This window comes from Thioalkalivibrio sp. ALE19 (assembly GCF_000428605.1).
GTDB lineage: Bacteria > Pseudomonadota > Gammaproteobacteria > Ectothiorhodospirales > Ectothiorhodospiraceae > Thioalkalivibrio.
Genome location: NZ_AUAG01000001.1, coordinates 156,554 through 177,625, shown reverse-complemented (window position 1 = coordinate 177,625; position 21,072 = coordinate 156,554). Strand labels below are relative to the sequence as shown.

24 protein-coding genes are annotated in these 21,072 nt (G+C 70.1%); 10 read left to right on the top strand and 14 right to left on the bottom strand.

Annotated features, from left to right (window positions below; all coding sequences use genetic code 11):
• Positions 1 to 123 precede the first annotated feature (123 nt).
• The 3 genes from F787_RS0100885 (at position 124) to F787_RS15375 (ending at position 2,131) form a co-directional block, all read left to right on the top strand.
• The gene (locus F787_RS0100885) at positions 124 to 714 is read left to right on the top strand and encodes an RNA polymerase sigma factor (protein WP_028491036.1); all 591 of its coding nucleotides are present in this window, start codon (positions 124 to 126) and stop codon (positions 712 to 714) included.
• Positions 707 to 1,630 carry a hypothetical protein gene (locus tag F787_RS0100880; RefSeq protein WP_028491035.1) on the top strand — a complete coding sequence of 308 codons (924 nt, stop codon included), beginning with the start codon at positions 707 to 709 and terminating at the stop codon, positions 1,628 to 1,630. Before F787_RS0100885 ends, F787_RS0100880 begins: the two co-directional genes overlap by 8 nt.
• 63 nt (positions 1,631 to 1,693) lie before the next feature.
• The gene (locus F787_RS15375; protein ID WP_231373376.1) at positions 1,694 to 2,131 is read left to right on the top strand and encodes a DsrE family protein; all 438 of its coding nucleotides are present in this window, start codon (positions 1,694 to 1,696) and stop codon (positions 2,129 to 2,131) included.
• On the opposite strand, the gene murU is transcribed toward F787_RS15375, so the two are convergent.
• Genes murU through F787_RS0100860 form a run of 3 tightly spaced genes read right to left on the bottom strand, consistent with a single transcriptional unit; the run spans position 2,116 to position 4,647 of the window.
• Complete coding sequence (gene murU / locus F787_RS0100870) at positions 2,116 to 2,814, bottom strand: N-acetylmuramate alpha-1-phosphate uridylyltransferase MurU (protein ID WP_042805540.1); 699 nt, start codon at positions 2,812 to 2,814, stop codon at positions 2,116 to 2,118. The genes F787_RS15375 and murU overlap by 16 nt on opposite strands.
• An 8-nt stretch (positions 2,815 to 2,822) precedes the next feature.
• Positions 2,823 to 3,854: an aminoglycoside phosphotransferase family protein gene (locus F787_RS0100865; protein WP_028491033.1), complete on the bottom strand. Its 1,032-nt coding sequence runs from the start codon at positions 3,852 to 3,854 to the stop codon at positions 2,823 to 2,825.
• Positions 3,855 to 3,861: 7 nt separating this feature from the next.
• The gene (locus F787_RS0100860; protein ID WP_019569490.1) at positions 3,862 to 4,647 is read right to left on the bottom strand and encodes a metallophosphoesterase; all 786 of its coding nucleotides are present in this window, start codon (positions 4,645 to 4,647) and stop codon (positions 3,862 to 3,864) included.
• A 110-nt stretch (positions 4,648 to 4,757) separates the two neighbouring features.
• Between F787_RS0100860 and dksA the strand changes: the two genes are divergently transcribed.
• The gene (gene dksA, locus F787_RS0100855) at positions 4,758 to 5,159 is read left to right on the top strand and encodes an RNA polymerase-binding protein DksA (RefSeq protein WP_018869735.1); all 402 of its coding nucleotides are present in this window, start codon (positions 4,758 to 4,760) and stop codon (positions 5,157 to 5,159) included.
• Between the two features lie 18 nt (positions 5,160 to 5,177).
• Here dksA and argA read toward each other — a convergent pair whose 3' ends face one another.
• From argA to F787_RS0100840, 3 genes are all read right to left on the bottom strand, one after another.
• Entirely contained in the window at positions 5,178 to 6,536 is a 1,359-nt protein-coding gene (argA, locus tag F787_RS0100850) for an amino-acid N-acetyltransferase (RefSeq protein WP_081694059.1), read from the bottom strand.
• A gap of 143 nt (positions 6,537 to 6,679) precedes the next feature.
• The gene (locus F787_RS0100845) at positions 6,680 to 7,216 is read right to left on the bottom strand and encodes a DUF192 domain-containing protein (RefSeq protein ID WP_028491031.1); all 537 of its coding nucleotides are present in this window, start codon (positions 7,214 to 7,216) and stop codon (positions 6,680 to 6,682) included.
• A 15-nt stretch (positions 7,217 to 7,231) separates the two neighbouring features.
• The gene (locus F787_RS0100840) at positions 7,232 to 7,507 is read right to left on the bottom strand and encodes a heavy-metal-associated domain-containing protein (protein WP_018869738.1); all 276 of its coding nucleotides are present in this window, start codon (positions 7,505 to 7,507) and stop codon (positions 7,232 to 7,234) included.
• A gap of 84 nt (positions 7,508 to 7,591) precedes the next feature.
• Between F787_RS0100840 and ilvD the strand changes: the two genes are divergently transcribed.
• A complete protein-coding gene (gene ilvD, locus F787_RS0100835; RefSeq protein WP_028491030.1) occupies positions 7,592 to 9,448 on the top strand; it encodes a dihydroxy-acid dehydratase in 1,857 nt (618 codons plus the stop codon).
• Positions 9,449 to 9,488: 40 nt separating this feature from the next.
• Here the strand turns inward: ilvD and F787_RS0100830 are convergent, their stop codons facing one another.
• Positions 9,489 to 10,091 (bottom strand): DUF502 domain-containing protein, encoded by a 603-nt coding sequence (locus F787_RS0100830; protein WP_028491029.1) that lies wholly within the window; start codon positions 10,089 to 10,091, stop codon positions 9,489 to 9,491.
• 57 nt (positions 10,092 to 10,148) lie between these two features.
• On the bottom strand, positions 10,149 to 11,186 hold the full coding sequence (locus F787_RS0100825) for a lipid A deacylase LpxR family protein (RefSeq protein ID WP_028491028.1): 1,038 nt from the start codon (positions 11,184 to 11,186) through the stop codon (positions 10,149 to 10,151).
• On the opposite strand from F787_RS0100825, the gene F787_RS0100820 reads away from it, so the two are divergent.
• Positions 11,185 to 12,912, top strand: coding sequence for a potassium/proton antiporter (locus F787_RS0100820; protein ID WP_019569497.1), 1,728 nt, complete (start codon positions 11,185 to 11,187; stop codon positions 12,910 to 12,912). The two genes, F787_RS0100825 and F787_RS0100820, sit on opposite strands and share 2 nt — an antisense overlap.
• On the opposite strand, the gene F787_RS0100815 is transcribed toward F787_RS0100820, so the two are convergent.
• Positions 12,913 to 15,024 (bottom strand): UvrD-helicase domain-containing protein, encoded by a 2,112-nt coding sequence (locus tag F787_RS0100815; RefSeq protein ID WP_051245965.1) that lies wholly within the window; start codon positions 15,022 to 15,024, stop codon positions 12,913 to 12,915. It lies immediately after the preceding gene.
• Positions 15,025 to 15,085: 61 nt separating this feature from the next.
• On the opposite strand from F787_RS0100815, the gene F787_RS0100810 reads away from it, so the two are divergent.
• From F787_RS0100810 to F787_RS0100800, 3 genes are read left to right on the top strand one after another with little or no spacing between them, the layout of a single operon-like run.
• The gene (locus F787_RS0100810) at positions 15,086 to 15,466 is read left to right on the top strand and encodes a thioredoxin family protein (RefSeq protein ID WP_028491026.1); all 381 of its coding nucleotides are present in this window, start codon (positions 15,086 to 15,088) and stop codon (positions 15,464 to 15,466) included.
• On the top strand, positions 15,463 to 16,071 hold the full coding sequence (gene ampD / locus F787_RS0100805; protein ID WP_028491025.1) for a 1,6-anhydro-N-acetylmuramyl-L-alanine amidase AmpD: 609 nt from the start codon (positions 15,463 to 15,465) through the stop codon (positions 16,069 to 16,071). The genes F787_RS0100810 and ampD overlap by 4 nt, the downstream gene beginning before the upstream one ends.
• Positions 16,068 to 16,667: a histidine phosphatase family protein gene (locus F787_RS0100800; protein ID WP_028491024.1), complete on the top strand. Its 600-nt coding sequence runs from the start codon at positions 16,068 to 16,070 to the stop codon at positions 16,665 to 16,667. The genes ampD and F787_RS0100800 overlap by 4 nt, the downstream gene beginning before the upstream one ends.
• A 1-nt stretch (position 16,668) precedes the next feature.
• Here the strand turns inward: F787_RS0100800 and F787_RS0100795 are convergent, their stop codons facing one another.
• Complete coding sequence (locus F787_RS0100795) at positions 16,669 to 16,986, bottom strand: DUF2322 family protein (protein WP_028491023.1); 318 nt, start codon at positions 16,984 to 16,986, stop codon at positions 16,669 to 16,671.
• A 133-nt stretch (positions 16,987 to 17,119) separates the two neighbouring features.
• On the opposite strand from F787_RS0100795, the gene F787_RS0100790 reads away from it, so the two are divergent.
• On the top strand, positions 17,120 to 17,899 hold the full coding sequence (locus tag F787_RS0100790) for an inositol monophosphatase family protein (protein ID WP_019022726.1): 780 nt from the start codon (positions 17,120 to 17,122) through the stop codon (positions 17,897 to 17,899).
• A gap of 13 nt (positions 17,900 to 17,912) precedes the next feature.
• On the opposite strand, the gene F787_RS0100785 is transcribed toward F787_RS0100790, so the two are convergent.
• From F787_RS0100785 to prmA, 4 genes are read right to left on the bottom strand one after another with little or no spacing between them, the layout of a single operon-like run.
• Positions 17,913 to 18,233: a helix-turn-helix domain-containing protein gene (locus tag F787_RS0100785; protein WP_019022727.1), complete on the bottom strand. Its 321-nt coding sequence runs from the start codon at positions 18,231 to 18,233 to the stop codon at positions 17,913 to 17,915.
• Positions 18,230 to 19,240 carry a tRNA dihydrouridine synthase DusB gene (dusB, locus tag F787_RS0100780; RefSeq protein WP_028491022.1) on the bottom strand — a complete coding sequence of 337 codons (1,011 nt, stop codon included), beginning with the start codon at positions 19,238 to 19,240 and terminating at the stop codon, positions 18,230 to 18,232. Before dusB ends, F787_RS0100785 begins: the two co-directional genes overlap by 4 nt.
• 43 nt (positions 19,241 to 19,283) lie before the next feature.
• Positions 19,284 to 20,159 (bottom strand): zinc-ribbon and DUF3426 domain-containing protein, encoded by an 876-nt coding sequence (locus F787_RS0100775; RefSeq protein WP_028491021.1) that lies wholly within the window; start codon positions 20,157 to 20,159, stop codon positions 19,284 to 19,286.
• Between the two features lie 27 nt (positions 20,160 to 20,186).
• Positions 20,187 to 21,068 carry a 50S ribosomal protein L11 methyltransferase gene (gene prmA, locus F787_RS0100770; protein WP_028491020.1) on the bottom strand — a complete coding sequence of 294 codons (882 nt, stop codon included), beginning with the start codon at positions 21,066 to 21,068 and terminating at the stop codon, positions 20,187 to 20,189.
• Positions 21,069 to 21,072: the final 4 nt, after the last annotated feature.

Genomic DNA, 21,072 nt, shown 5'->3' with positions numbered 1-21,072 from the left:
TGTCGCGTGCGCGCGGCAACCCGGTCCGGAACCGGGAATAGCGTCCCCGGGGACCGCGTCCTACAGGGTACAAGAACAAGCAGGGCCGCACAGACGGCCTGCAGGATGTGAGGAGACAGAACAATGGCGACCTGGTTCGCGCAAAGGCGGCTGCGCCAGCAGGTTTGCGACCTGCGGCCGCAGATGTACCGCATGGCCTATGCCTGGTGTCACGACGCCGCGCTGGCCGACGATCTGGTGCAGGAGGCCATGATGAAGGCCCTCACCCGGCTGAAGTCGTTGCAGGACGAGAATGCCCTGAAGTCCTGGGTGTTCCGCATCATGACCAACTGCTACCGCGACTGGGGACGGCGGCAGAAGGACACGGTGGACGTCGACAACATGGAGCTGGCCTGCGAGGACTGCCCGGAGCAGCAGACCGAGCGCAACCGCCGGGTGGCGGACGTGCACCAGGCGATGGCCCGGCTCAGCAGCGATCATCGGCAGGTGGTGTCGCTGGTCGACCTGGAGGGCTTTGCCTATGCCGAGGTCTCCGAAGTGCTGGACGTCCCGATCGGCACCGTGATGAGCCGTCTCAGCCGCGCCCGGGCACAACTGAAAAAGCAGCTGCTGGAACAGCAGCAGGCCCCGCAGGACACAGCGGCGACGGAATCCGCCGTGGAACCCGCCGAAGAGGGGCCGCAACTCAGGGTAGTAAGGAGCCAGAATGGCTGAAGACCGACTCAAGGCGCAGGACCGTCCGAGCGAAGAGATTCTCAACGCCTTCGTCGATGGCGAATTCTCTCCGGAGGACCGGCTGCAGACCCTGCAGGCGATCGCCTCCAGCGAGCACCTGAGCCGTGAGGTCTGTGACATGCACCAGCTCAAGGAGCTGGTGGCGATGGCGTACGAGGACGTGGAACCGCCGGCCCGGGATTACCGTAGCGGGGAGGGTGACCACGGCGGTGCCGGCGGCCGCTCCGGTGGTGCGGGATTGCTCCGCTCGCCGATGGGGGGTCCCCGGCGTACCGGCTGGTTCTCATCGGTGGCCGCCGGTGTCGTGGCCCTGGTGCTGGGCTCGGTGGCCGGTTACGAGGTGACCCGGGACGCCGGCTGGTTCGTGGACGGGGCCGGGACCGGCTCCGCAGCCCATGCGACGGCGTCCGAAGGCCAGGGGGTGCCCGAGCTCGACGACACCGTCAGTGCCCTGTTCACGGAGATGGCGGAAGCCGAATCCGCGGGCGGCGCCGCCGCACCGCAGCCGGTCCATGCAGCCAGCGAGACCGATCAGATCCTTCTGCATGTCAATGACGCCGACCGGGTCGCGATGGAGGAGCTGCTGGACGACATCGAGGCGATGTTCAATGAGGCCGCGCGCGATGGCCGGCAGCTGAATGTCCAGGTCGTGGTGCACAACAAGGCCATCAACATGCTGCGCGCGGACCGGGCCCCGTTCCCGGAGCGGGTGGACAGCATGAGCCGGGAACACCCCGGTCTGCGGTTTACGGCCTGCAACGAGACCCTCGGCCGCCTGGCGCGGGAAGAGGGGCGACAGGACATCGATATCCTGCCGCAGGCCGAGCGCATTGATTCGGGTGTGGCCGAAGCTGCCCGTCGTCAGGCGGAAGGCTGGATCTACATCAAGGTCTGATCCGGGGCGGGAGCGTCGAGTGCCCTCCTCTCGGACGCTTCCGCTGCTCCGGTGGGCCGGTCTGTGCCTGCTGCTCGCGGCCCTGCAGCCGGTCGCGGTCGCGGTCGCGGGGGCGGATGGCGCGGCACCGACGCCGGCCCCTCCGTCACCCGGATCGTCTACCACCTGGATTCCGGCGACCGGGCGCATTTCTCCAACGTCCTGCGCTATCTGAAGGAGCACCTGGGCGCCCCGGGCCACGGGCCGGCCGACGTCCGCATCGTGCTGCATGGCGAGGGGGTGCGCCTGCTGGAATCGGCCTCCATGGACACCGCCACCGCCATTCGCATCGACACCCTGCGGCTGCAGGGCTTCGAGTTTCTGGTCAGCCGGCGATCCATGGAGGCCCGTGGCCTGGAGCGCGCCGATCTCCACGACGTGATCCGCGACGAGATGGTGAGCAGCGGGATCACCGAGCTGTATCGCCTGCAGCGCAAGGGGTTTACCTACATCAAGCCCTGATCCGTGGTCGCGAGATCGCGGTCCAGCGCCGCCAGGCGCTGCGGCGTGCCGATGTCCCGCCAGTCGCCGAGGTAGTGTTCGCCGCTCACCCGGCCCTGCGCGATCGCCTCGCGCAGCACCGGCCCCAGTGGGCGGCGGCCCGGCTCCAGCGACGCGAACAGGGTCGGGTGATACCAGCCAATGCCGCTGAAGGTCAGGCGTTCCGGGCCGGTGTCGGTGGTGACGCGGCCGTCGGCGCCCAGGGCGAAGTCCCCGTCGGGATGCTGCGGCGGGTTGTCCACCAGCACCAGATGGGCCAGTGGAGCATCGTGTTCTTCGATGGCCCCGGGCAGCCGCGAGGGAGGTACGAGCGGGTGGTCGCACCAGATGTCGCCGTTGATCACCAGGAAGGCTTCGGGGCCCAGCAGGGGCAGGGCCTGGCGGATGCCGCCGGCGGTTTCCAGGGCGCCGGCGGGTTCCGGCGAATAGCGGATCTTCAGCCCGAAGGCCGAGCCGTCGCCCAGCCGCCGGGGGATCTGCTCACCCAGGTGGGCGGTGTTGATGATGACCTCGCCAAACCCCGCGCGGGCCAGGCGTTCCAGGGTCCAGACGATCAGGGGTTTGCCGCCGGCCTCCAGCAGGGGCTTGGGGCGTTCGTCGGTCAGCGGGCGCATGCGTTCGCCGCGCCCGGCGGCGAGGATCATGGCCCGTTTCACGCGCGTGCCTCCGGCGCGGGCTCGGGAGTGGCGGGATCGCCGGGGAGATGCCGGCGAAACCACTGCGCCACGGGCTGCAGGTCCGGGTGTGCCAGTCCGCGTCGCACCAGCGTCTGCAGACGCGGTTCGTGGCGGCGGTAGTCGGGCTTGCCGTCACGCCGGTGCAGGCGGGTGAAGATGCCGAGGATCTTGAGCGCGCGCTGGACCCCGAGCACCCGGTAATGCACGCGAAAGGCTTCATCGGGCCACCCGGTGGCCTGCAGGTAGTGCGCGAGGGCCTCCCGCGCGACCGCCGGTGAAACGTCGCGCCGCGCATCCTCCAGCAGCGATACCACGTCGTAGGCCGGGCTCCCGAGCACCGCGTCCTGGAAGTCCAGCAGCGCGCAGCCCGTGCCTTCCGGCGGGATCATCAGGTTGTCCACATGAAAGTCGCGCAGAACCAGCGTGGGCTCCAGGTACGGCAGGGCGTCCAGGGTCTGCGTCCAGGCCGTTTCCCAGGCGCCGCGGGCGGCCTCCGCCGGCGGATGGCCCTGTTGTTCCGGGACATACCAGTCGATGAACAGGCGCGCCTCGTCCAGCAGGCGCGGGGTGTCGTAGGCGGGCAGTGCGGGTGTGGCCTCCGCAGGCCGCTGTGGCCAGGCCCGGTGCAGGTCGGCCAGCCGGTCGATGGCCCGCTGATACAGGGCCTTCTCGTCTTCGCCCTCGGCCAGTGCCCGGGTGAACGTGCGGTCGCCGAGGTCCTCCAGCACCAGGAAACCCGCGTCCGGGTCCTCGTCATGGATGCGTGGCGGACGCTGGCCGAGGGCCTCCAGCAGACGGGCGATGCGCAGGAACGGGGCCACCGGTTCGCGTTCCGGCGGGGCATCCATGATGACCACCGGCTCACCGTCGCGTCGCGCGCGGAAATAGCGGCGGAAGCTGGCATCCGCGCGCAGCAGTTGCAGCCCCTCGAAGTACCCGGGTCGCTGCGCCAGCCAGGCCTGCAGGGCGGTGGCGCGGGTATCCTCCGGCACCGAAGATGCGCTCATGCGGCCCTCACGCGGGCGGCGCAGGCAGCCGCTCGACCCGCGTGTCCAGGCGGCCGTCGGGATAGAGTTCGAGCACGCGGTAACCCGGGCGCCCGGTGTCCGGGTCATCGTCGAGCTGATATTCCGTGGCCCCGGGGCGGAACTGCACGCAGGTGGCGGGGCAGCCGAGCACGCGTACGTCGCCATGAAAGGTGTCGACCACCTGGTGCGCGTGGCCGAACACGCAGGCCCGCACCTGCGGATGGTGGTCGAGCACGGCGAACAGCGCGTCGGCATTGGTCAGGCCCATGCCGTCCATCCACGGGCTGCCCACCGGTACCACCGGATGATGTACGGCGATCAGGGCCGGGCGTTCCGGGTGCGCGGTGAGGGCCCCCTCGAGGCGTTGCAGTTCGGCGTCGGACAGATGGCCGGCCGGCCCTCCGGGCTGCGAGGAGTCCAGGGCGATCAGCTGCCAGCTGCCCAGGCGTTCGCTGCGATGGACCGCATGGCCGGCCGACTCCAGGGTCACCGCCAGTTCGCGTGCGTCGTCGTGATTGCCGGCCAGCGCGCTGGTGGGCCAGGGTCCCGTTTCGTCCAGCAGTGCCTTCAGGCGCCCATAGGTCTCCGGCGACGGGTTTTCGGCGAGGTCGCCGGTCAGCAGCAGGCGGTCGGGCAGGCCTTCCCGCGCTCGCGCGGTTTCCAGGACGTGGCGCAATGCGAGGTCGCTGTCCGGGTAGCCCGCGCGCACCGGGCCCGGTTCGGTCCCCAGGTGACTGTCGGTTACCTGGATCAGGCGCAGCGGTTCGTGCATGTTCGATCCCTGTGGTCTGGCGGTCTGTACTGAGTCCGGCACATGTGTTCTAGTGCAGGTTTACCCGTTGTGGCGGGCCCGTGGCTCGGGTCACGATCCGGAGGTGCAACATGGTGGATCCCGACTATCGTCCCTCCGAGGACGAACCCTACATGAATCCGCGCCAGCTGGACTATTTCCGGCGCAAACTCGAGGCGTGGCGGGCCGAGCTGATCGCCGAGTCGGAAGAGACCCTGGAGCATCTGCGCACCGAGAACTGGCAGGAGCCGGATCCCTCCGATCGCGCCACCCACGAGGCCGATGCCGGCGTGGAGCTGCGCACCCGCGACCGCGAGCGCAAGCTTCTGACCAAGATCGACGAGGCGCTGGCGCGCATCGAGCGCGGCGAGTACGGCTACTGCGAGGAGACCGGCGAGCCGATCGGCCTCGAGCGCCTCGAGATCCGTCCCATCGCCACCCTCAGCGTGGCCGCGCAGGAGGCCCACGAACGCGACGAGGCCCGCGGCCGCTGAGCCCGGCGCTGCCCCGGGTCAGCCCTCCAGCTCGCGCGTGAAGACCCGCGAGTTGCGCGCCTGATTGTAGCGCTGGCGGCGCTCCGGCGGGAGGTCGTCGACGCTGCCGGGGGCGTAACCGCGTTCCTGGAACCACTGCGCCGTGCGGGTGGTGAGCACGAATACCCGGCGAACCCCCTGTTCGCGTGCCAGATCTTCCATCGCGGTCAGCAGTCGGTCGCCCCGGCCGTGGCCGCGGTATTCGGCGTGCAGCGCCAGGCAGGCGATCTCCGCGGCGTGGTCGCCGAACGGGTACAGCGCCGCGGTGCCGATAATCAGCCCGTCGACCTCCAGCACGTGGAAGCGGTCGATCTCCAGTTCCAGGTGCTCGCGGGCGCGGTGCACCAGCACACCCTCGGCCTCCAGTGGCTCCAGCAGCGCATGGATGCCGCCGACATCGTCCAGGGTCGCGGGGCGCAGGCGCTCCAGCGGCTCGCGCGAGACCAGGGTGCCGATGCCCTGGCGGGTGAACAGTTCCGTCAGCAGCCCGCCGTCATCGCGGCGGTCGACCAGATGCACGCGCAGGTCGCGTGCATGGCAGGCATCCACCGCGCTGCGCAGGTGGCTGGCGAGTTCCTGCGGCAGATCGTCGCGCTGTTCCAGGATGCGCTCCGCGGCGGGCACGGTCAGCTGGTCGAGTACGTCGTCCTGCGGCCCGCGCAGCACGCCGGCCTCGGTCAGGAAGATCAGCTTGTCCGCGTCCAGGGCGATCGCCACGCGGGTCGCGACCTCCTCGCCCGACAGGTTGAAGACCTCGCCGGTGGGCGAATACCCCAGCGGCGAGACCAGCGCGACCTGCTCCTGATCCAGCAGTGCGGTGAGCGCGGCGGTGTCTACCCCGCGCACCTCGCCGGTGTAATGGAAATCGACCCCGTCGCGGACGCCCAGCGGGCGCGCAGTGACGAAGTTGCCGCCGGCCACCCGCAGGCGTGCGTTGCCGGTGCCCGGCTGGCCCAGGCTGCGGGACAGCAGACCCTCGATCTGCAGCCGCAGGCGGCCGACCGCGTCCAGCACGGCATCCAGCGCCGGAGCATCGGTGATCCGCAGACCCTCGGCGTACTGCGGCTGCAGGCCGCGTTCGGCCAGGCGCGCCTCGATCTGCGGGCGTGCCCCGTACACCAGCACCACGCGCACGCCCAGTGCATGCAGCTTGGCGATGTCCCGCATCAGGGCCGGGAACTCCGCCGCCTGCGCGGCCTCGCCGGCCAGCGCGATGACCATCGTGCGGCCCCGGTGCGCGGCGATGTATGGCACGGCGTCGCGGAACCACGCGAGTTCCCCCGGGGCCGGGGCGCGACGTGCGGGATGCGGGCGGGTTGGTTGGTCTGGCGGGTTCACGCGGCTCCCTCGCAATACGATTGGACGATCCGGTTGGGCGATAAAGTTGCGCGATATGGCGGGCGAGCTACGGTCTCGTCCCCGGTGGCCTGAATCGATTCCGGCGGCGATGCGCGGTGCCAGGCCGGCGCCCGGCGTGGCCTTCAGCGGCCCCGGGCAGCCTCCTGGCGCGCGGCATCCAGGCCGGGGATGCGGTCACCCGCCTCGATCCCGTGCTGCGCGAACCATTGCGCGTTGACCTCCAGTGCATACTCGATCGGTGCCACGGACCAGTGCAGGCGGGTGGTCTCGGGCGCCATGGTCTCGATGTTGGTGATCTCGCCGTCGCCGTCGATAAACGCGACGTCCAGCGGGATGAGCGTATTGCGCATCCACATCGCCCGGCGATCCGGCGTATCCCAGATGAACAGCATGCCGCGGTCGTCCGCGAGCGCCTCGCGGAACATGAGGCCCTGGCTGCGGCTGGCGTCATCCGCGGCCAGTTCCACCGTGAGCTCCCGGTCGCCGACCTCCAGGGTGGTCTCCGGCAGGCCGCCGTGTTCGGGCGGGCTGGCCGTGGCCGGCGCGGCCAGCGCCACCGCAGCCACCAGAACGACCAGGCCGGCCCGCCACCGTGCCGGATGTCGGTGGCGGACGGCCGGGGCCGGCCGGCTCCGGGCATGCCCCGCGTCATGGTTCATGCCGGATGCCTGCGCTCAGCTGTCACCGCTCATGCGTCCGACCGCGCAGCTGGCGAACGACTTCGCCCGGGCCCCGGCGGAGCGCAGTCCGGAGACCGAGCCGACCTCCGGATAGCCCATGTGGGCCAGTTTCTCGCGGATCGCGTCGGTGGCGGACTCCGGCGCGGTGACCTCCACGGCCCCGTTCTCGACGTCCACCTCGGCGGACTCCACGCCCTCGACCTGCATCAGGCCCTTGCGGATGGAGCTGGCGCAGCCGCCGCACTTGATGTTCTCGACCTCGAATTTCATGAACGCTTCCTCCCCTACTGGGTATTGATGCTCGCATTATGTACGATTTCGCATTTCCACGAACGTTCGCGAGACCTGCCCATCATGCCTGCCTATCGTTCCCGCACAACCACCCACGGCCGCAACATGGCCGGGGCCCGCGCCCTGTGGCGCGCCACCGGCATGAAGGATGGTGACTTCGACAAGCCGATCGTCGCCGTCGCCAACTCCTTCACCCAGTTCGTGCCGGGACACGTGCATCTGAAGGACATGGGCCAGCTGGTCGCGCGCGAGATCGAACAGGCCGGTGGCGTGGCCAGGGAATTCAACACCATCGCGGTGGACGACGGTATCGCGATGGGCCACGGCGGCATGCTCTATTCGCTGCCGTCGCGCGAGATCATCGCCGACTCGGTGGAGTACATGGTCAACGCCCACTGCGCCGACGCGCTGGTGTGCATCTCCAACTGCGACAAGATCACCCCGGGGATGCTGCTGGCGGCGATGCGCCTGAACATCCCGGTGGTGTTCGTCTCCGGCGGGCCGATGGAGGCCGGCAAGGTGCAGGCGCCCGGGCAGGACAACGTGATCCACCTCGATCTGGTGGATGCGATGGTCAAGGCCGCCGACTCCAGCGCCAGCGACGAGGAGGTAGAGGCCGTCGAGCGTTCCGCCTGCCCGACCTGTGGCTCCTGCTCCGGCATGTTCACCGCCAACTCGATGAACTGCCTGACCGAGGCCCTGGGGCTGTCGCTGCCGGGCAACGGCTCGCTGCTGGCCACGCATGCCGCGCGCCAGGCGCTGTTCGAGGAGGCCGGGCGGCGCGTGGTCGACCTGGCGAAGCGCTATTACGAGCAGGACGACGCCACGGCCCTGCCGCGTTCCATCGCCACCTTCGAGGCGTTCGAGAACGCGATGAGCCTGGACATCGCCATGGGCGGTTCCACCAACACCGTGCTGCACCTGCTGGCGGCCGCGCGCGAGGGCGAGGTCGACTTCACCATGGCCGACATCGACCGCCTTTCGCGCCACGTACCCAACCTGTGCAAGGTCGCGCCGGCGACGCAGCAGTACCACATGGAGGACGTGCACCGCGCCGGCGGCGTGGTCGGCATCCTCGCCGAACTGGACCGTGGCGGGCTGATCCATCGCGACATCCCGACCGTGCATGCCCCGACCCTGGGCGCCGCCCTGGAACAGTGGGACGTGATGCGGCATGCGGCCGAATCCGAGCGTCTGTACAGTGCCGCGCCGGGCGGGGTGCCCACCCAGACCGCGTTCAGCCAGGACCGTGCCTGGGACAGCCTCGACCTCGACCGCGCCAACGGTTGCATCCGCGACATCGAGCACGCCTACTCGCAGGACGGGGGCCTGGCCGTGCTCTACGGCAACATGGCCCCGGATGGCTGCATCGTGAAGACCGCCGGCGTCGACGAGAGCATCCTGACCTTCTCCGGCCCGGCGCGGGTGTTCGAGAGCCAGGACGCCGCGGTGGAGGCCATCCTCGCTGACCGCATCCGGGCGGGCGACGTGGTGATCATCCGCTACGAGGGTCCGAAGGGCGGTCCCGGCATGCAGGAGATGCTCTATCCCACCTCGTATCTGAAGTCGAAGGGGCTGGGCAAGGACTGCGCGCTGATCACCGACGGGCGTTTCTCCGGCGGCACCTCCGGCCTGTCCATCGGCCACGTCTCGCCGGAGGCCGCGCAGGGCGGGGCGATCGGCCTGATTGAAGAGGGTGACACCATCGTGATCGACATCCCCGCGCGCGAGATCCGCATCGACGTCGACGACGCCACGCTGGCGGCGCGGCGCGAGGCGATGGAGGCCCGCGGGGCGAAGGCCTGGAAGCCCGAGTCGCGCAATCGGCCGGTGACTCAGGCTCTGCGCGCCTATGCTCTGATGACCACTTCGGCCGCGTTCGGCGCGGTGCGCGACATCTCCCCGCTGGAGGACGGCTGACGCCGGCCGCCGCGCTGCAGCGTCCGGTTTACGTCCCCGTTTACACTCCGGGCTCGTCCTTGCGCGCGGAGACCCCGGCGGTCAGGGCGTAGCGCATGGCATCTTCCAGCGACAGCTCCAGCGGTTCCACCCGGTCGCGCGGCAGCATCAGCGTGTAGCCGCCGATCTGGTAGCTCATCGGCATGTAGACCGCGAGGGTCTCCGCCCCGCCCAGTGCGTCCGGCAGGCCTTCGAAGTCCTCGCGCGTGACGAAGCCGATGACGCGCGCCTCCAGCCCCGGCAGCGTGACCAGCACCGCCTGGCCGAATTGCTGGTGGATGTCGCCGGAGACCAGATTGGTGACATCGCGCACCGTGCCGTGGATGGTCTTGACCACCGGGATGCGCTGCATCAGGCCCTCCAGCCAGTTGAACAGCCAGCGCACCACGTAGGCCCGCAGCAGCACGCCCACCACAAACACCAGGCCGATCCCGGCGGCGATCCCCATGCCCGGTACGTACAGCAGGTCCGGCAGGACGGCCTGCAGCAGGCCGCCCAGGACCTGTTCCGCGGTGCTGCCCAGCCACCACAGCAGGGCCAGCGTGACCATCGCCGGCAGGATCGCGGCCAGGCCGGTGAGGAAGGTTCGGGAAATCTTGCGCACGCGGGTTCTCCGGAAGGGGCGACGCCTCGATCGTAACAACGCCGGGGCGGGCGGGGTTCAGAACTGCCAGGTGGCGTGCAGCGAGCCGAACTCCGCGGCGCCGGTGGCCTGGCCGCTGAATTCGCGCGAGCGCCAGACATGGGTATAGCCCAGACGCACCCCGTGCCAGTGGAACACCACGCCCGCGGTGAATTCGCCCACCACCGGGTGCTTGTCCACCGACGGGCCGTCGCGGAACAGCGGCCCGTCGAGGAACAGATCGTAGGCCATCAGGCGGGTGTCCACCCCGGCGAACAGGTAGCCGCCGGCGGTGTCGACCGCCTCGAAGGTGTGTGATCCGGACAGTGCCGGGTTGATCCGCGGCGGGCCGAAATCGCGGGGCAGGTTGCGGCCCGTGCGCAGGATCGCGCCGGCATTGGCGAAGGTGAACGGGCTGCCGATGGAGGCGCCCCAGTGTGGAGTCAGGTCCCAGTCCCAGCCCCCTCCCAGATGGCCCGAACGGCGGCGCAGCTGGCGTTCGTAGCCCAGCATCAGCGTGAGCTCGTTGCCGATCTGCGCGTCCCATCCGCGCGGATCGGGGGCGCCCGTCAGGTCATGGACCGTCTCCTGGGTGCGGTCGGCCAGGGACGCCGGGCCCACTGTCCCGAGCGTGACCTGCAGCCGGTCGAGCCGGTCGCCGTGGTCCTCGGCCAGGCTGAAGTTCAGGTACAGCCAGCCGGCGTAGGGGCGGTCGTCCGGGTCCTGCTGCTCGCGTTCGATGTCCTCCGGGGTGTACATGTTCTGCGCCAGGTGCACCGAGGTCTTCAGGCGGCCGCGTTCCTCGCGATCGACGAACAGCGGGAAGAAGTCCGCCACGTCCCGGAGCCAGGGCGGGACCCGTTCGCCGCGCCGCGTCCAGCCGGCGCGCACGCCATTGGTGTAGTAGCGGTCCTCGCCGGCGAACAGGTCGTTCTCGAACTCGAAATGCAGGGCATCCACGCCGCCGCGTTCGGCCGCCGCGGGCGAGCCCACCAGCGACCCCGCCAGCAGGGCGGTGACGGCGATTACGGAGACCGCGGGCCGGAGGCAGGGAACGCTCCGGTATGATGGCGCCATGGATTTCTCCAGTCAGATCATCTTTCTCGTCGCCGTGGTCCTGCTCGGCAGCATCCTGTCCAGCGTGGTCACCTCGCGGCTGGGCGTACCACTGCTGCTGGTGTTCCTCGGCATCGGCATGCTGCTGGGCCCGGAGGGCCCCGGCGGCGTGTCGTTCGAGAATATCACCCTGGCCCATCTGATCGGCTCCGCGGCCCTGGCCATCATCCTGTTCGATGGCGGCATGCGCACGCCGGCGCGCAATTTCCGTATCGGACTGAAGCCGGCGGTGGGGCTGGCCACCGTGGGGGTGCTGATCACCTCCGGCCTGACCGGGCTGTTCGCGGTGTGGTGGCTGGGGCTGTCGTGGCTGGAGGGGCTGCTGCTGGGGGCGATCGTCGGCTCCACCGACGCGGCGGCGGTGTTTTCCCTGCTGCGCTCGCGCGGGCTGGAGCTGAAGAGCCGCGTGGGGGCGACCCTGGAGATCGAGTCGGGATCCAACGACCCGATGGCGATCTTCCTCACCATCGTGCTGATCGAGCTGATCCTGATGGATCAGCCCGATTTCGGGGTGGTGGTGCTGGTCGAGTTCGTGCAGCAGATGGGGCTGGGGGCCCTGCTGGGGGTCGGGGGCGGGCTCGCGCTGCTGGCGCTGATCAACCGCGTGCCGATGTCGGCCGGGTTCTACCCGCTGTTCGCGCTGGCCGGGGCGCTGGCGATCTTCGGCCTCACTGGCATGGTGGGCGGTTCGGGCTTCCTCGCGGTGTATCTCGCCGGGCTGCTGCTGGGCAATCGGCCGCTGGAGGCCTCGCAGAACATCAAGCGTTTCCACGACGGCATCGCGGCGCTCGCACAGATCGGCATGTTCCTGATGCTGGGGATGATCGTCACGCCTTCGGAGCTGCCGCCGGTGGCGCTGGATGCGGGCCTGGTGGCGCTGGTGCTGATCCTGCTGGCACGCCCGCTGGCGGTCGCGCTGTGCCTGTACCCGTTCCGCTTCCCGTGGCGCGAGCAGCTGTTCATCGCCTGGGTCGGGCTGCGCGGGGCGGTGCCCATCATCCTTGCGCTGTTCCCGTTGCTGGCCGGGCTGGAGCTGGCGGAATACTTCTTCCACGTGGTGTTCTTCGTGGTGCTGATCTCGCTGATGGTGCAGGGCTGGACCGTGGCCTCCTCGGCGCGCTGGCTGGGCCTGGAGCTGCCGCCGACCACCACCCGGGTCCAGCGCACCGAGCTGGACATCCCGGGGCAGCAGGAGATGGAGCTGGTGGGTTACCGGCTGGCGGAGACCACGCCGGTGGTGCGCGAGGCCTGGTCCGGTTTCCGTCTGCCCGGATCGGCCCGGGTGGTCGCGCATCTGCGGGAAGGCCAGCTGCTGGAGACCCTGGAACTGCTGGACCTGCAGGCCGGCGACCATCTCTACATCATGGTCGCGCCGGCCGATCTGCCGGACCTGGACCGTCTGTTCGTGCCGCAGGAAGAGGTGCCGGAACGCCTGACCGAGCGCAGCGTGTTCGGGGAGTTTGCCCTCAACGGCGATGCCCTGCTGGGGGCGGTGGGCATGACCTACGGCGCGCCGGTGCCGCCGGAACGTCAGGGCGAGACTCTGGAGGCCTTCCTGCGCGCCGAACTGCAGACCGAGCCGGTGGTGGGGGACTTTGTGGATCTCGGGCCCACGCGCCTGGTGGTGCGCGAGATGGAGGGCGCGCGCATCACCCGGGTCGGCCTCAAGCTGCTGAAGAAGGAGTGATTATTTCTCCAGCATGGCCTTGAGCCCGGCGAGATGGGCGCGCGCCGTGAGCTGCTGGGTCTCCGGGTCCGGCGGCTTTGCGTCGAGCCAGTCGAGGTGTTCCTCGGGCAGCTCGTCGAGAAAGCGCGACGGTTCGCAGTCGAGGGTCTCGCCGTAGCGCTTGCGGCTGCGCGCGTAGGTGATCAGCAGGGTCTGCTGCGCGCGGGTCAGCCCGACGTAGGCCAGGCGGCGCTCCTCCTCGATGGCGTCGTCCTCCAGGCTCACGCGGTGCGGCAGCAGCTCCTCCTCGAAGCCGACCAGGCACACGTGCGGGAACTCCAGGCCCTTGGCGGTGTGCAGGGTCAGCAGCTGCACCGCCTCGGTATCGTCCTGGGCATCGCGGTTGCGGTCGAGGATGTCCATCAGGCTGATGCGGTTGACGATGTCGGCCAGTTCCATGCCGTCCTCGTCGTCCGCCGTGTCGTCGCCGTATTCGGCCTCCGGCGCGCGCGAGCCGGCCAGGCGTGCGACCCAGTCGATGAATTCACGCACCTGTTCCATGCGCCGGGTGGCGGCGCGCGGGTTGGCGCTGTTGTCCAGCAGCCAGGATTCGTAGTCGATGTCCTCGACCAGTGCGCGCAGCAGGGCATCCGGGGCCTCCTCGGCCGCGCGTGCGCGGAAGCCGTCGACCCAGTCGACGAAGCGTTCCAGACGCGCCCGGGCACGCTCGTCCATGTATTCGGCCAGGCCGGCCCCGCGCGCGGCCTGCAGCAGCGAGACCCCGCGCTGGTTGGCGTACTGGCCGAGTTTTTCCAGAGTGGCCGGGCCGATCTCGCGGCGCGGTACGTTGACCACGCGCAGAAAGGCGGTGTTGTCGTCCGGGTTGGCCAGCAGGCGCAGGTAGGCCACCAGATCCTTGATCTCGGCCTTCTCGAAGAACGATTGCCCGCCGCTCAGGCGGTAGGGGATGCCCTGCTCGCGCAGCAGCTTCTCGAACAGCCGCGACTGGTGGTTGCTGCGGTAGAGGATGGCGAAATCGCCCCAGCCGGCGTTCAGGCGGAAGCGCCGGCGCATCAGCTCGGAGACTACCCGCGCGGCCTCGGCGTCGGAGTCCGCGCAGTCGATCACCTCGACCTTCTCGCCCTCGCCCAGCGCGCTCCACAGGCGCTTCTCGAATACGTGCGGGTTGTTGGCGATCAGCGCGTTGGCGGTGGCCAGGATGCGGTTGGTGGAGCGGTAGTTCTGCTCCAGCTTGACCACTTCCAGACGCGGAAAGTCCTGTTGCAGGCGCGCGAGGTTCTCCGGGCGCGCGCCGCGCCAGGCGTAGATCGACTGGTCGTCGTCGCCGACCACGGTCAGCCCGTCGCTGACCCCGACCAGCAGGCGCACCAGCTGGTACTGCGCGGAGTTGGTGTCCTGGTATTCGTCCACCAGCAGGTGGCGGATGCGGTCCTGCCAGCGGTTGCGCAGGTCGGCGTCCGCGCGCAGGCAGTCCACCGGGCGCTTGATCAGGTCGTCGAAATCCACCGCGTTGTAGGCACGCAGGGCCTGTTCATAGCGCGGGTAGAGATTGGCCGCGAGCAGGGCCCCGGGGGCTTCGTCGCCTGCCTGGCTGGCCTCGGCCAGCGCCTCGTCGGGGGTCAGCAGGTCGTTCTTCCAGCGGCTGATGTGGCCGATCAGGTCATCCACCTCGGCCGCGGTGTCGTCGCGGTGGGTGATCTCGCGCAGCAGCTGGCGACAGTCGCCGGGGTCGAGGATGGAGAAGCCCGGGCGCAGGCCGGTGGCCGCCAGTTCGCGGCGCAGGAACTGCAGGCCGAAGGTGTGGAAGGTGGACACGCCCAGCCCGCGGCTCTGTTCCCGCGACAGCCGCCCCTGCACCCGCTCGCGCATCTCGCGCGCGGCCTTGTTGGTGAAGGTGATCGCGACGATCTGGCGCGCGGCCAGGCCGCGCTTTTCCACCAGGTGCGCAATCTTCTCGGTGATCACGCGGGTCTTGCCCGAGCCCGCGCCGGCCAGGACCAGCAGCGGACGGTCGGTGGTGGAGACGGCGGCGTGTTGCTGGGGGTTGAGCTGTTCGGACACCGGCGGGTCGCTTCCTCGGGACGCGGGCGCGTAAACTACCCCACGCGTCATTGATCATAAAGCCCCGCCGGTCGGCTGTCGTCGCTCCCGGCGGGCACGTCATGGAGGCAGTGTGCCGCAACCGTCCCGTGTCGACGAATCACCCGCCAGCGGGGGCCTTCCGGCCCTCGATGCCGGGGGCTTCCACCACCGCCTGCAGGAGGTGGACGGGGCGGCCGTGGTGATGTTCACGCGGCCCGGCTGCAGCGCCTGTCACGCGATGGGCGACGCCCTGCGGCGCTGGCAGGTGGACGCCGATCCCCCGGCGCTGTTCTGCGTGGATGCCGAGGTCGATACCGCGCTGGTGCGCGAGTTCGAGGTCTTCCACCTGCCGGCGCTGTTCGTGTTCGTCGATGGCGAGTACCACGGCCCGCTGCAGGCCCCGCCGCGCGTGCCGCTGCTGCGTGCGGCCCTGGAGGAACGCCTGCGCCAGCCGCCGGAGGAGGCGCCATGAGCGCGGTCGGCGAGGACAGCGGGGCGCGTGACTGGTGGCCGGCCGCCGAGTGCAGCGAGAGCCCGAATCAGGATGCGCGCCCGGTCGGGATGCAGCCGGAACTGATCGTGGTGCACGCGATCAGTCTGCCGCCGGGCGAGTTCGGCGGATCGCACGTCGAGGCCCTGTTCCACAACCGCCTGGACCCGGACGCGCATCCGTTCTTCGCCGGGATCCGTGACCTGCGGGTGTCGGCGCATGTGTTCATCGACCGCGAGGGCCGGGCGACCCAGTTCGTCCCGTTCAGCCGGCGCGCCTGGCATGCCGGCGTTTCCGCGTGGCGCGGGCGCGAGCGCTGCAACGATTTCTCCATCGGCATCGAACTGGAAGGGGATGACCACACCCCCTTCGCCGCGGAGCAGTACACCCGGCTGGCGGCGCTGACCCACTGGCTGCGGCAGCGCTTCCCGGCGATCGCTGCGGACGCCCTGGCGGGGCACAGCGACATCGCCCCGGGGCGCAAGACCGACCCCGGTCCTTGCTTCGACTGGGATCGGTTGCACGCCCTGCTGGGGAACCTCGAGCCATCGACCCCTGGTGAATCCACCCCTGGAGCAAGTACATGATCGTCGACCTGATGCGACACGGAGAGCCCGCCGGTGGCCAGCGCTTTCGCGGCCACGGCTGCGACGACCCCCTGAGCGAGACCGGCTGGCGGCAGATGGAACGCGCCGCGGCCGCCGAGACCGGCTGGCAGCGGATCGTGACCTCGCCGCTGGCGCGCTGTCGCGCGTTTGCCGAACACCTGGCGGACGAGCGTGGTGTGGCGCTGTCGACGGCGCACGATCTGCGCGAGATCGGCTTCGGTGCCTGGGAGGGGCGCACCCGCGCCCAGCTGCAGGCGGAGCGTCCGGAGGAATACCGCGCCTTCTACGCCGACCCCGAGCACAACCGGCCGGAGGGGGCGGAGATGCTGGATGCGTTTCGTCAGCGGGTTGCGGCGGCTTTTGCCGAGAGCGTGGAAGGGCCCGGCCGGTCCGACGAACACGTGCTGCTGGTGGTCCACGCCGGCGTGATCCGCGCGCTGGTCGGCGGCGTAATGGCCGTACCGGACGGCCACCTGTTCCAGCTCGACTGCGACTACGCCAGCCTCACCCGGATCCATCGCCAGGCTGACCGCGGCTGGCGGCTGGCGTTCACCAACCGGGTCGTGGCGGACTGAGTCAGCCGGCGTTGCTCTTGCGCCTGGGGACCGCCTTCACCGACAGGTAGTAGTCGTTCTCGAGGATGTCGATCAGACGGTCGATGTTGGGGTGCCTGCCCGGGTTGGCGCGGGCCTCGTCGGCATGGCTGCCGTACATCAGCAGACCGGAATTGGCCGCCTTGGGGCCGATCCCGCCGAAATCCAGCGCCAGCTGGTAGTACACCTGCAGGGAGAGCTTCTGGCCCTCCTGGTTCTCGATGGTGGCGGTGGGGTTGTAGTCCTCGCCAAACAGTTCGAGGCGTTCGATATTGCTCACGTCGGGCAGCTTTTTGGACATGCCGGGCTCCTCGGATGAATCGGCGGCATTATCGGGGCTGCCCCGTCCGGCCACAACCGCCCGCAATCATGGCGGGTTCGTCGCGTCGTGCCGCTCCTGCTACGATAGCGGCTTTTCCCCGAGGACCGAGAACATGCAGGCAAGCCCGTTCCTGGAAGCCGCGCAGGCTGCGGCCGACGCCGCCGAGAAGGTGATCCGTCACTACTACGAACACGGCGTGGACGTTGAAACCAAGGCCGACGACACGCCGGTCACGCGTGCCGACGTGGAGAGCGAAGAGGCGATCCGCTCGATCATCCGCGAGCGCTTTCCGGATCACGGTTTCTACGGCGAAGAGACGGGCCAGTCGGACATGGACTCCGACTATGTCTGGCTGATCGACCCGATCGACGGCACCAAGAGCTTCGTGCGCCGCTACCCGTTCTTCTCCACCCAGATCGCGCTGATGTACAAGGGCGAGCTGATCCTGGGGCTGTCCAGCGGGCCGCAGTTCGGCGAGCGCGCCTGGGCCGAGAAGGGACAGGGCGCCTGGCTCAACGGCGAGCGCATCGGCGTGGAGAAGGGCATCACCGCGGTCGATCGCGCGACCCTGTCCACCGGCAACCTCCGCTCGCTGGCGGCGCGCGGCGACTGCTGGAACGCGCTGGGCGGGATCGTCGCCGAGGTCAACCGCGTCCGCGGTTACGGCGACTTCTACCATTACCACCTGCTGGCCCGCGGCAGCATCGACTGCATCGTCGAGTCGGACGTGAACATCCTCGACATTGCGGCCCTGGCCGTGATCGTGCGCGAAGCGGGCGGGACGTTCACCGACCTCGCCGGCGGCGAGCTGGACCTCGACACCAGCACGGTGCTGGCGGCGGGCACCCCCGAGCTGCACGCCACCCTGCGCGAGCGTCTCGCCTGGGGGTGACCCGCCGAGCTGGCTAGTCGAGCAGCCCGTGGCTGCGCAGCTTCTTGCGCAGGGTCGCGCGGTTGAGGCCGAGCACGGCCGCCGCGCGGCTCTGGTTGTGGCCACAGCGTTCCAGCACGCAGGCCAGCAGCGGGCGTTCGACCTCCTCCATCACCAGGGCGTAGAGGTCGTGGCTGGACTGCCCGTCCAGGGTGTCGAAATAGTCTTCCATGGCCTGATGGACGGACTGCGCGAGGACGCTGTCCGATTCCGGCGGCGCGGCCGGACCCTGTCCCGGCCATGTCGTCTGTCCGTTGCCGTCCTTGCGACGCGCGGGATTCCCGTTGCTGCTCATGCGGCCCTGTCCGAATCGTCCGCAGGCGAATCGCCTGATGGAAACATTGCCTCGAGGCGCCGGAGCTGTTCGCCGACGTCCTCCAGGGCGAACAGTTCGGCCCGCAGTGCGCGGGTCTCTGCCTCGCCTCTCCCCAGCTGCTCAAGATACCAGCCGATGTGCTTGCGGGCGATACGCACGCCCTGATGCGGACCATATTGCCGGTGCAGGGCGGCGACGTGCTCGCGCATCAGCGCCGCGATGGACGCGGGGTCGGGTGCGTCCGGCAGGACCTCGCCGGCCAGCGCGGCGCGGATCCGTCCCGGCAGCCACGGGCGTCCCTGCGCGCCGCGCCCGATCATGATCCCGGTGGCGCCGGTGCGGGCAAGGGCCCGCCGGGCATCCTCGACGTCGCGGATGTCCCCGTTGGCCAGCACCGGCAGGTCCGTGGCGGCCACCACCCGGGCGATCGCCTCGTGATCCGCCGCGCCGCGATAGCCCGCCGCCCGGGTGCGGCCATGCACCGTGAGCATCGCAATCCCGGCATCTGCGGCGATCCCGGCAATGGTTTCCGCGTTCATGCGCTCGGTGTCCAGGCCCAGACGCATCTTCAGGGTGACCGGTACGCCGGCGTTTTCGGTGAGGGCCTGCAGCAGCTCGCGGACCAGCCCGGTGTCGCCCATCAACGCCGAACCGGCGGCGCGGCTGCAGACCTTCTTGGCCGGGCAGCCCAGGTTGAGGTCGATGATATCGGCACCGCGGGCGACGTTTTCACGCGCTGCGTCGGCCAGGGCCCCGGGCTCGTTTCCCAGCAGCTGGACGATGCGCGGTGACGGTTCGGCCGCGTGATCCAGGCGGTGCCGGCTCTTGGCGCTGTCCCACAGGTTTTGCTGCGAGGTGACCATCTCCGAGACCGCCGCGCTGGCCCCCAGGCGGCGCGCGAGCAGGCGGAAAGGCCGGTCGCTGACCCCGGCCATGGGCGCGAGGAAGACCGGCGGGTCGGAGAAATGGTGGCGGCCGAGCTGCATGCCGTCAGTTTAGCAGCCCGCACGCCCGGCGCAGGAATCCGCGTCAGCGCGGCCGGACGTGGACCCCGCTCAGGCGCGGGTGCTCGGTGCGTATGCGCAGGGCGACGGGCCAGGGCCGGTGGGCGGCCATTTGCGGAGGGGGATCACCGTCCGGGGCATAGACCCGCGGATGGATGCGCTCGCGGGCATGGGTGCGGCCCAGGGTGTCCGACAGGGCAATATCCAGCAGCGGCCAGGCCTGAGCGCGTGATTCTCGGTTGTAGAGCTCGAAGACGAGCCAGCGGCCGCTGCCGGCGCCGGCCGGGTGCAGCGAAGGAGTGGAGACACGAACGGACTCGGGCGCGCGATGGGCGCGTTCGGGGCAGTGCAGGCGCTCGCACAGCGAGGTCCGCAGGGTTTCCAGCGCGGGTTCTTGCGTGATGGCGCGTGGCGGGAAGGCCAGCAACTGGAAGATCAGCCCCAGCAGGAGGAGGCTTGCCAGCGCGGCACCGCCGAAACGGGTCCGGTGTGCGCTTCGGGCGGGTCGTATCTGCGGGCCGTCCGGGCGCCCCGGAGCCCCCCGGGCGGGACGCTCGCGCTCCGGCTCGGGATCGGGGGCTGCGGGGGGGCGCGTGGACGGTTCCGGGTACGGCACGGAGCGCGCGGACTGGGTGTCGGGAGATCCGACGGTCGGGTGCGAAAGGGTGGGCGCTCCTTCGTCCGGCCTGCCGGAAGCGGCTTGCGCGGGGGCGTTTTCGGCGGCGGGGGCCGGCTGCAGGCCGGCCCCGTTTGCGGGTTCGCCCGCCGGGGCGATCTCCAGAGCGGGGAACCAGGCGAACGCACGGCCGCAGGCCTCGCAGCGGACCCGTGCGTGGTGCGCGTTGCCGGGCGGGCGGGCCACCACATGGGCAACGCTGCAATGCGGGCAGCGGACCAGCATTACGCGGCCGGCCGTCCGGCCGGTGGGTCAGCGGCGGCGGCCGTCCAGCAGGGCCCAGCCATCGCGGGAATCGCGGACACCGATGTCGAAAGCATGGGCATAGGCCTCCATGACCTCTTCCGCCTGACGATCCAGCAGTCCGGCCATCAGGATGCGCCCGCCGGGACGGGTGGCCGCGGTGAGCTCCGGGGCCAGCTCGATCAGCGGGCGCGTGAGGATGTTGGCCAGCACCAGATCGGAGCCGCCCTCGGGCAGCGGGTGATCGGTGAGCCCGGCCTGCAGACGGTCGCTGCCGATGCCGTTGGCGGCCGCGTTGGATTCGGTGGCCTGGACCGCCTGGGGATCGTTGTCGATCCCGAGGGCGTGGCGCGCCCCCAGCTTGAGGGCGGCGATCGCGAGGATCCCGGAGCCGCAGCCGTAGTCCAGCACCTCGAGGTCACGCGGCGGGTCCTCGGCCAGCGCGGTCAGGCACATGGCGGTGGTCGGGTGGTTGCCGGTGCCGAAGGCCAGGCCGGGGTCGAGGTGCACGAAGACCCCGTCCTTCACGTCCGGCTGTTCCTCCCAGGACGGCACGATCCACAGCGGACCGCCGCAGTGGATGGCCTCCAGCCCGTCCAGGCCCGCGCGTACCCAGTCCTGGTCGGTGATGTCGGTGACCTGGAGTTCGGACGGGGCGGGGTCGCGCTGGAGCATCGAGGCCGAGGCCAGCTCCGCCGCGGTGCGGTCGGAGAACACGGCCTTCAGGCGGATGTCCGACCATAGCGGGTGGGTGCCCGGTGGCGGCTCGAACAGGGGTTCGTCGGCGGCATCGAACAGTTCCACGCTGACCGCACCCAGTTCGAACAGCAGCTCCTCCAGGGCCTCGGCATCGCCGGGTTCGGCCCGGCATTCCAGTTCGGCAAGACTCATGCGG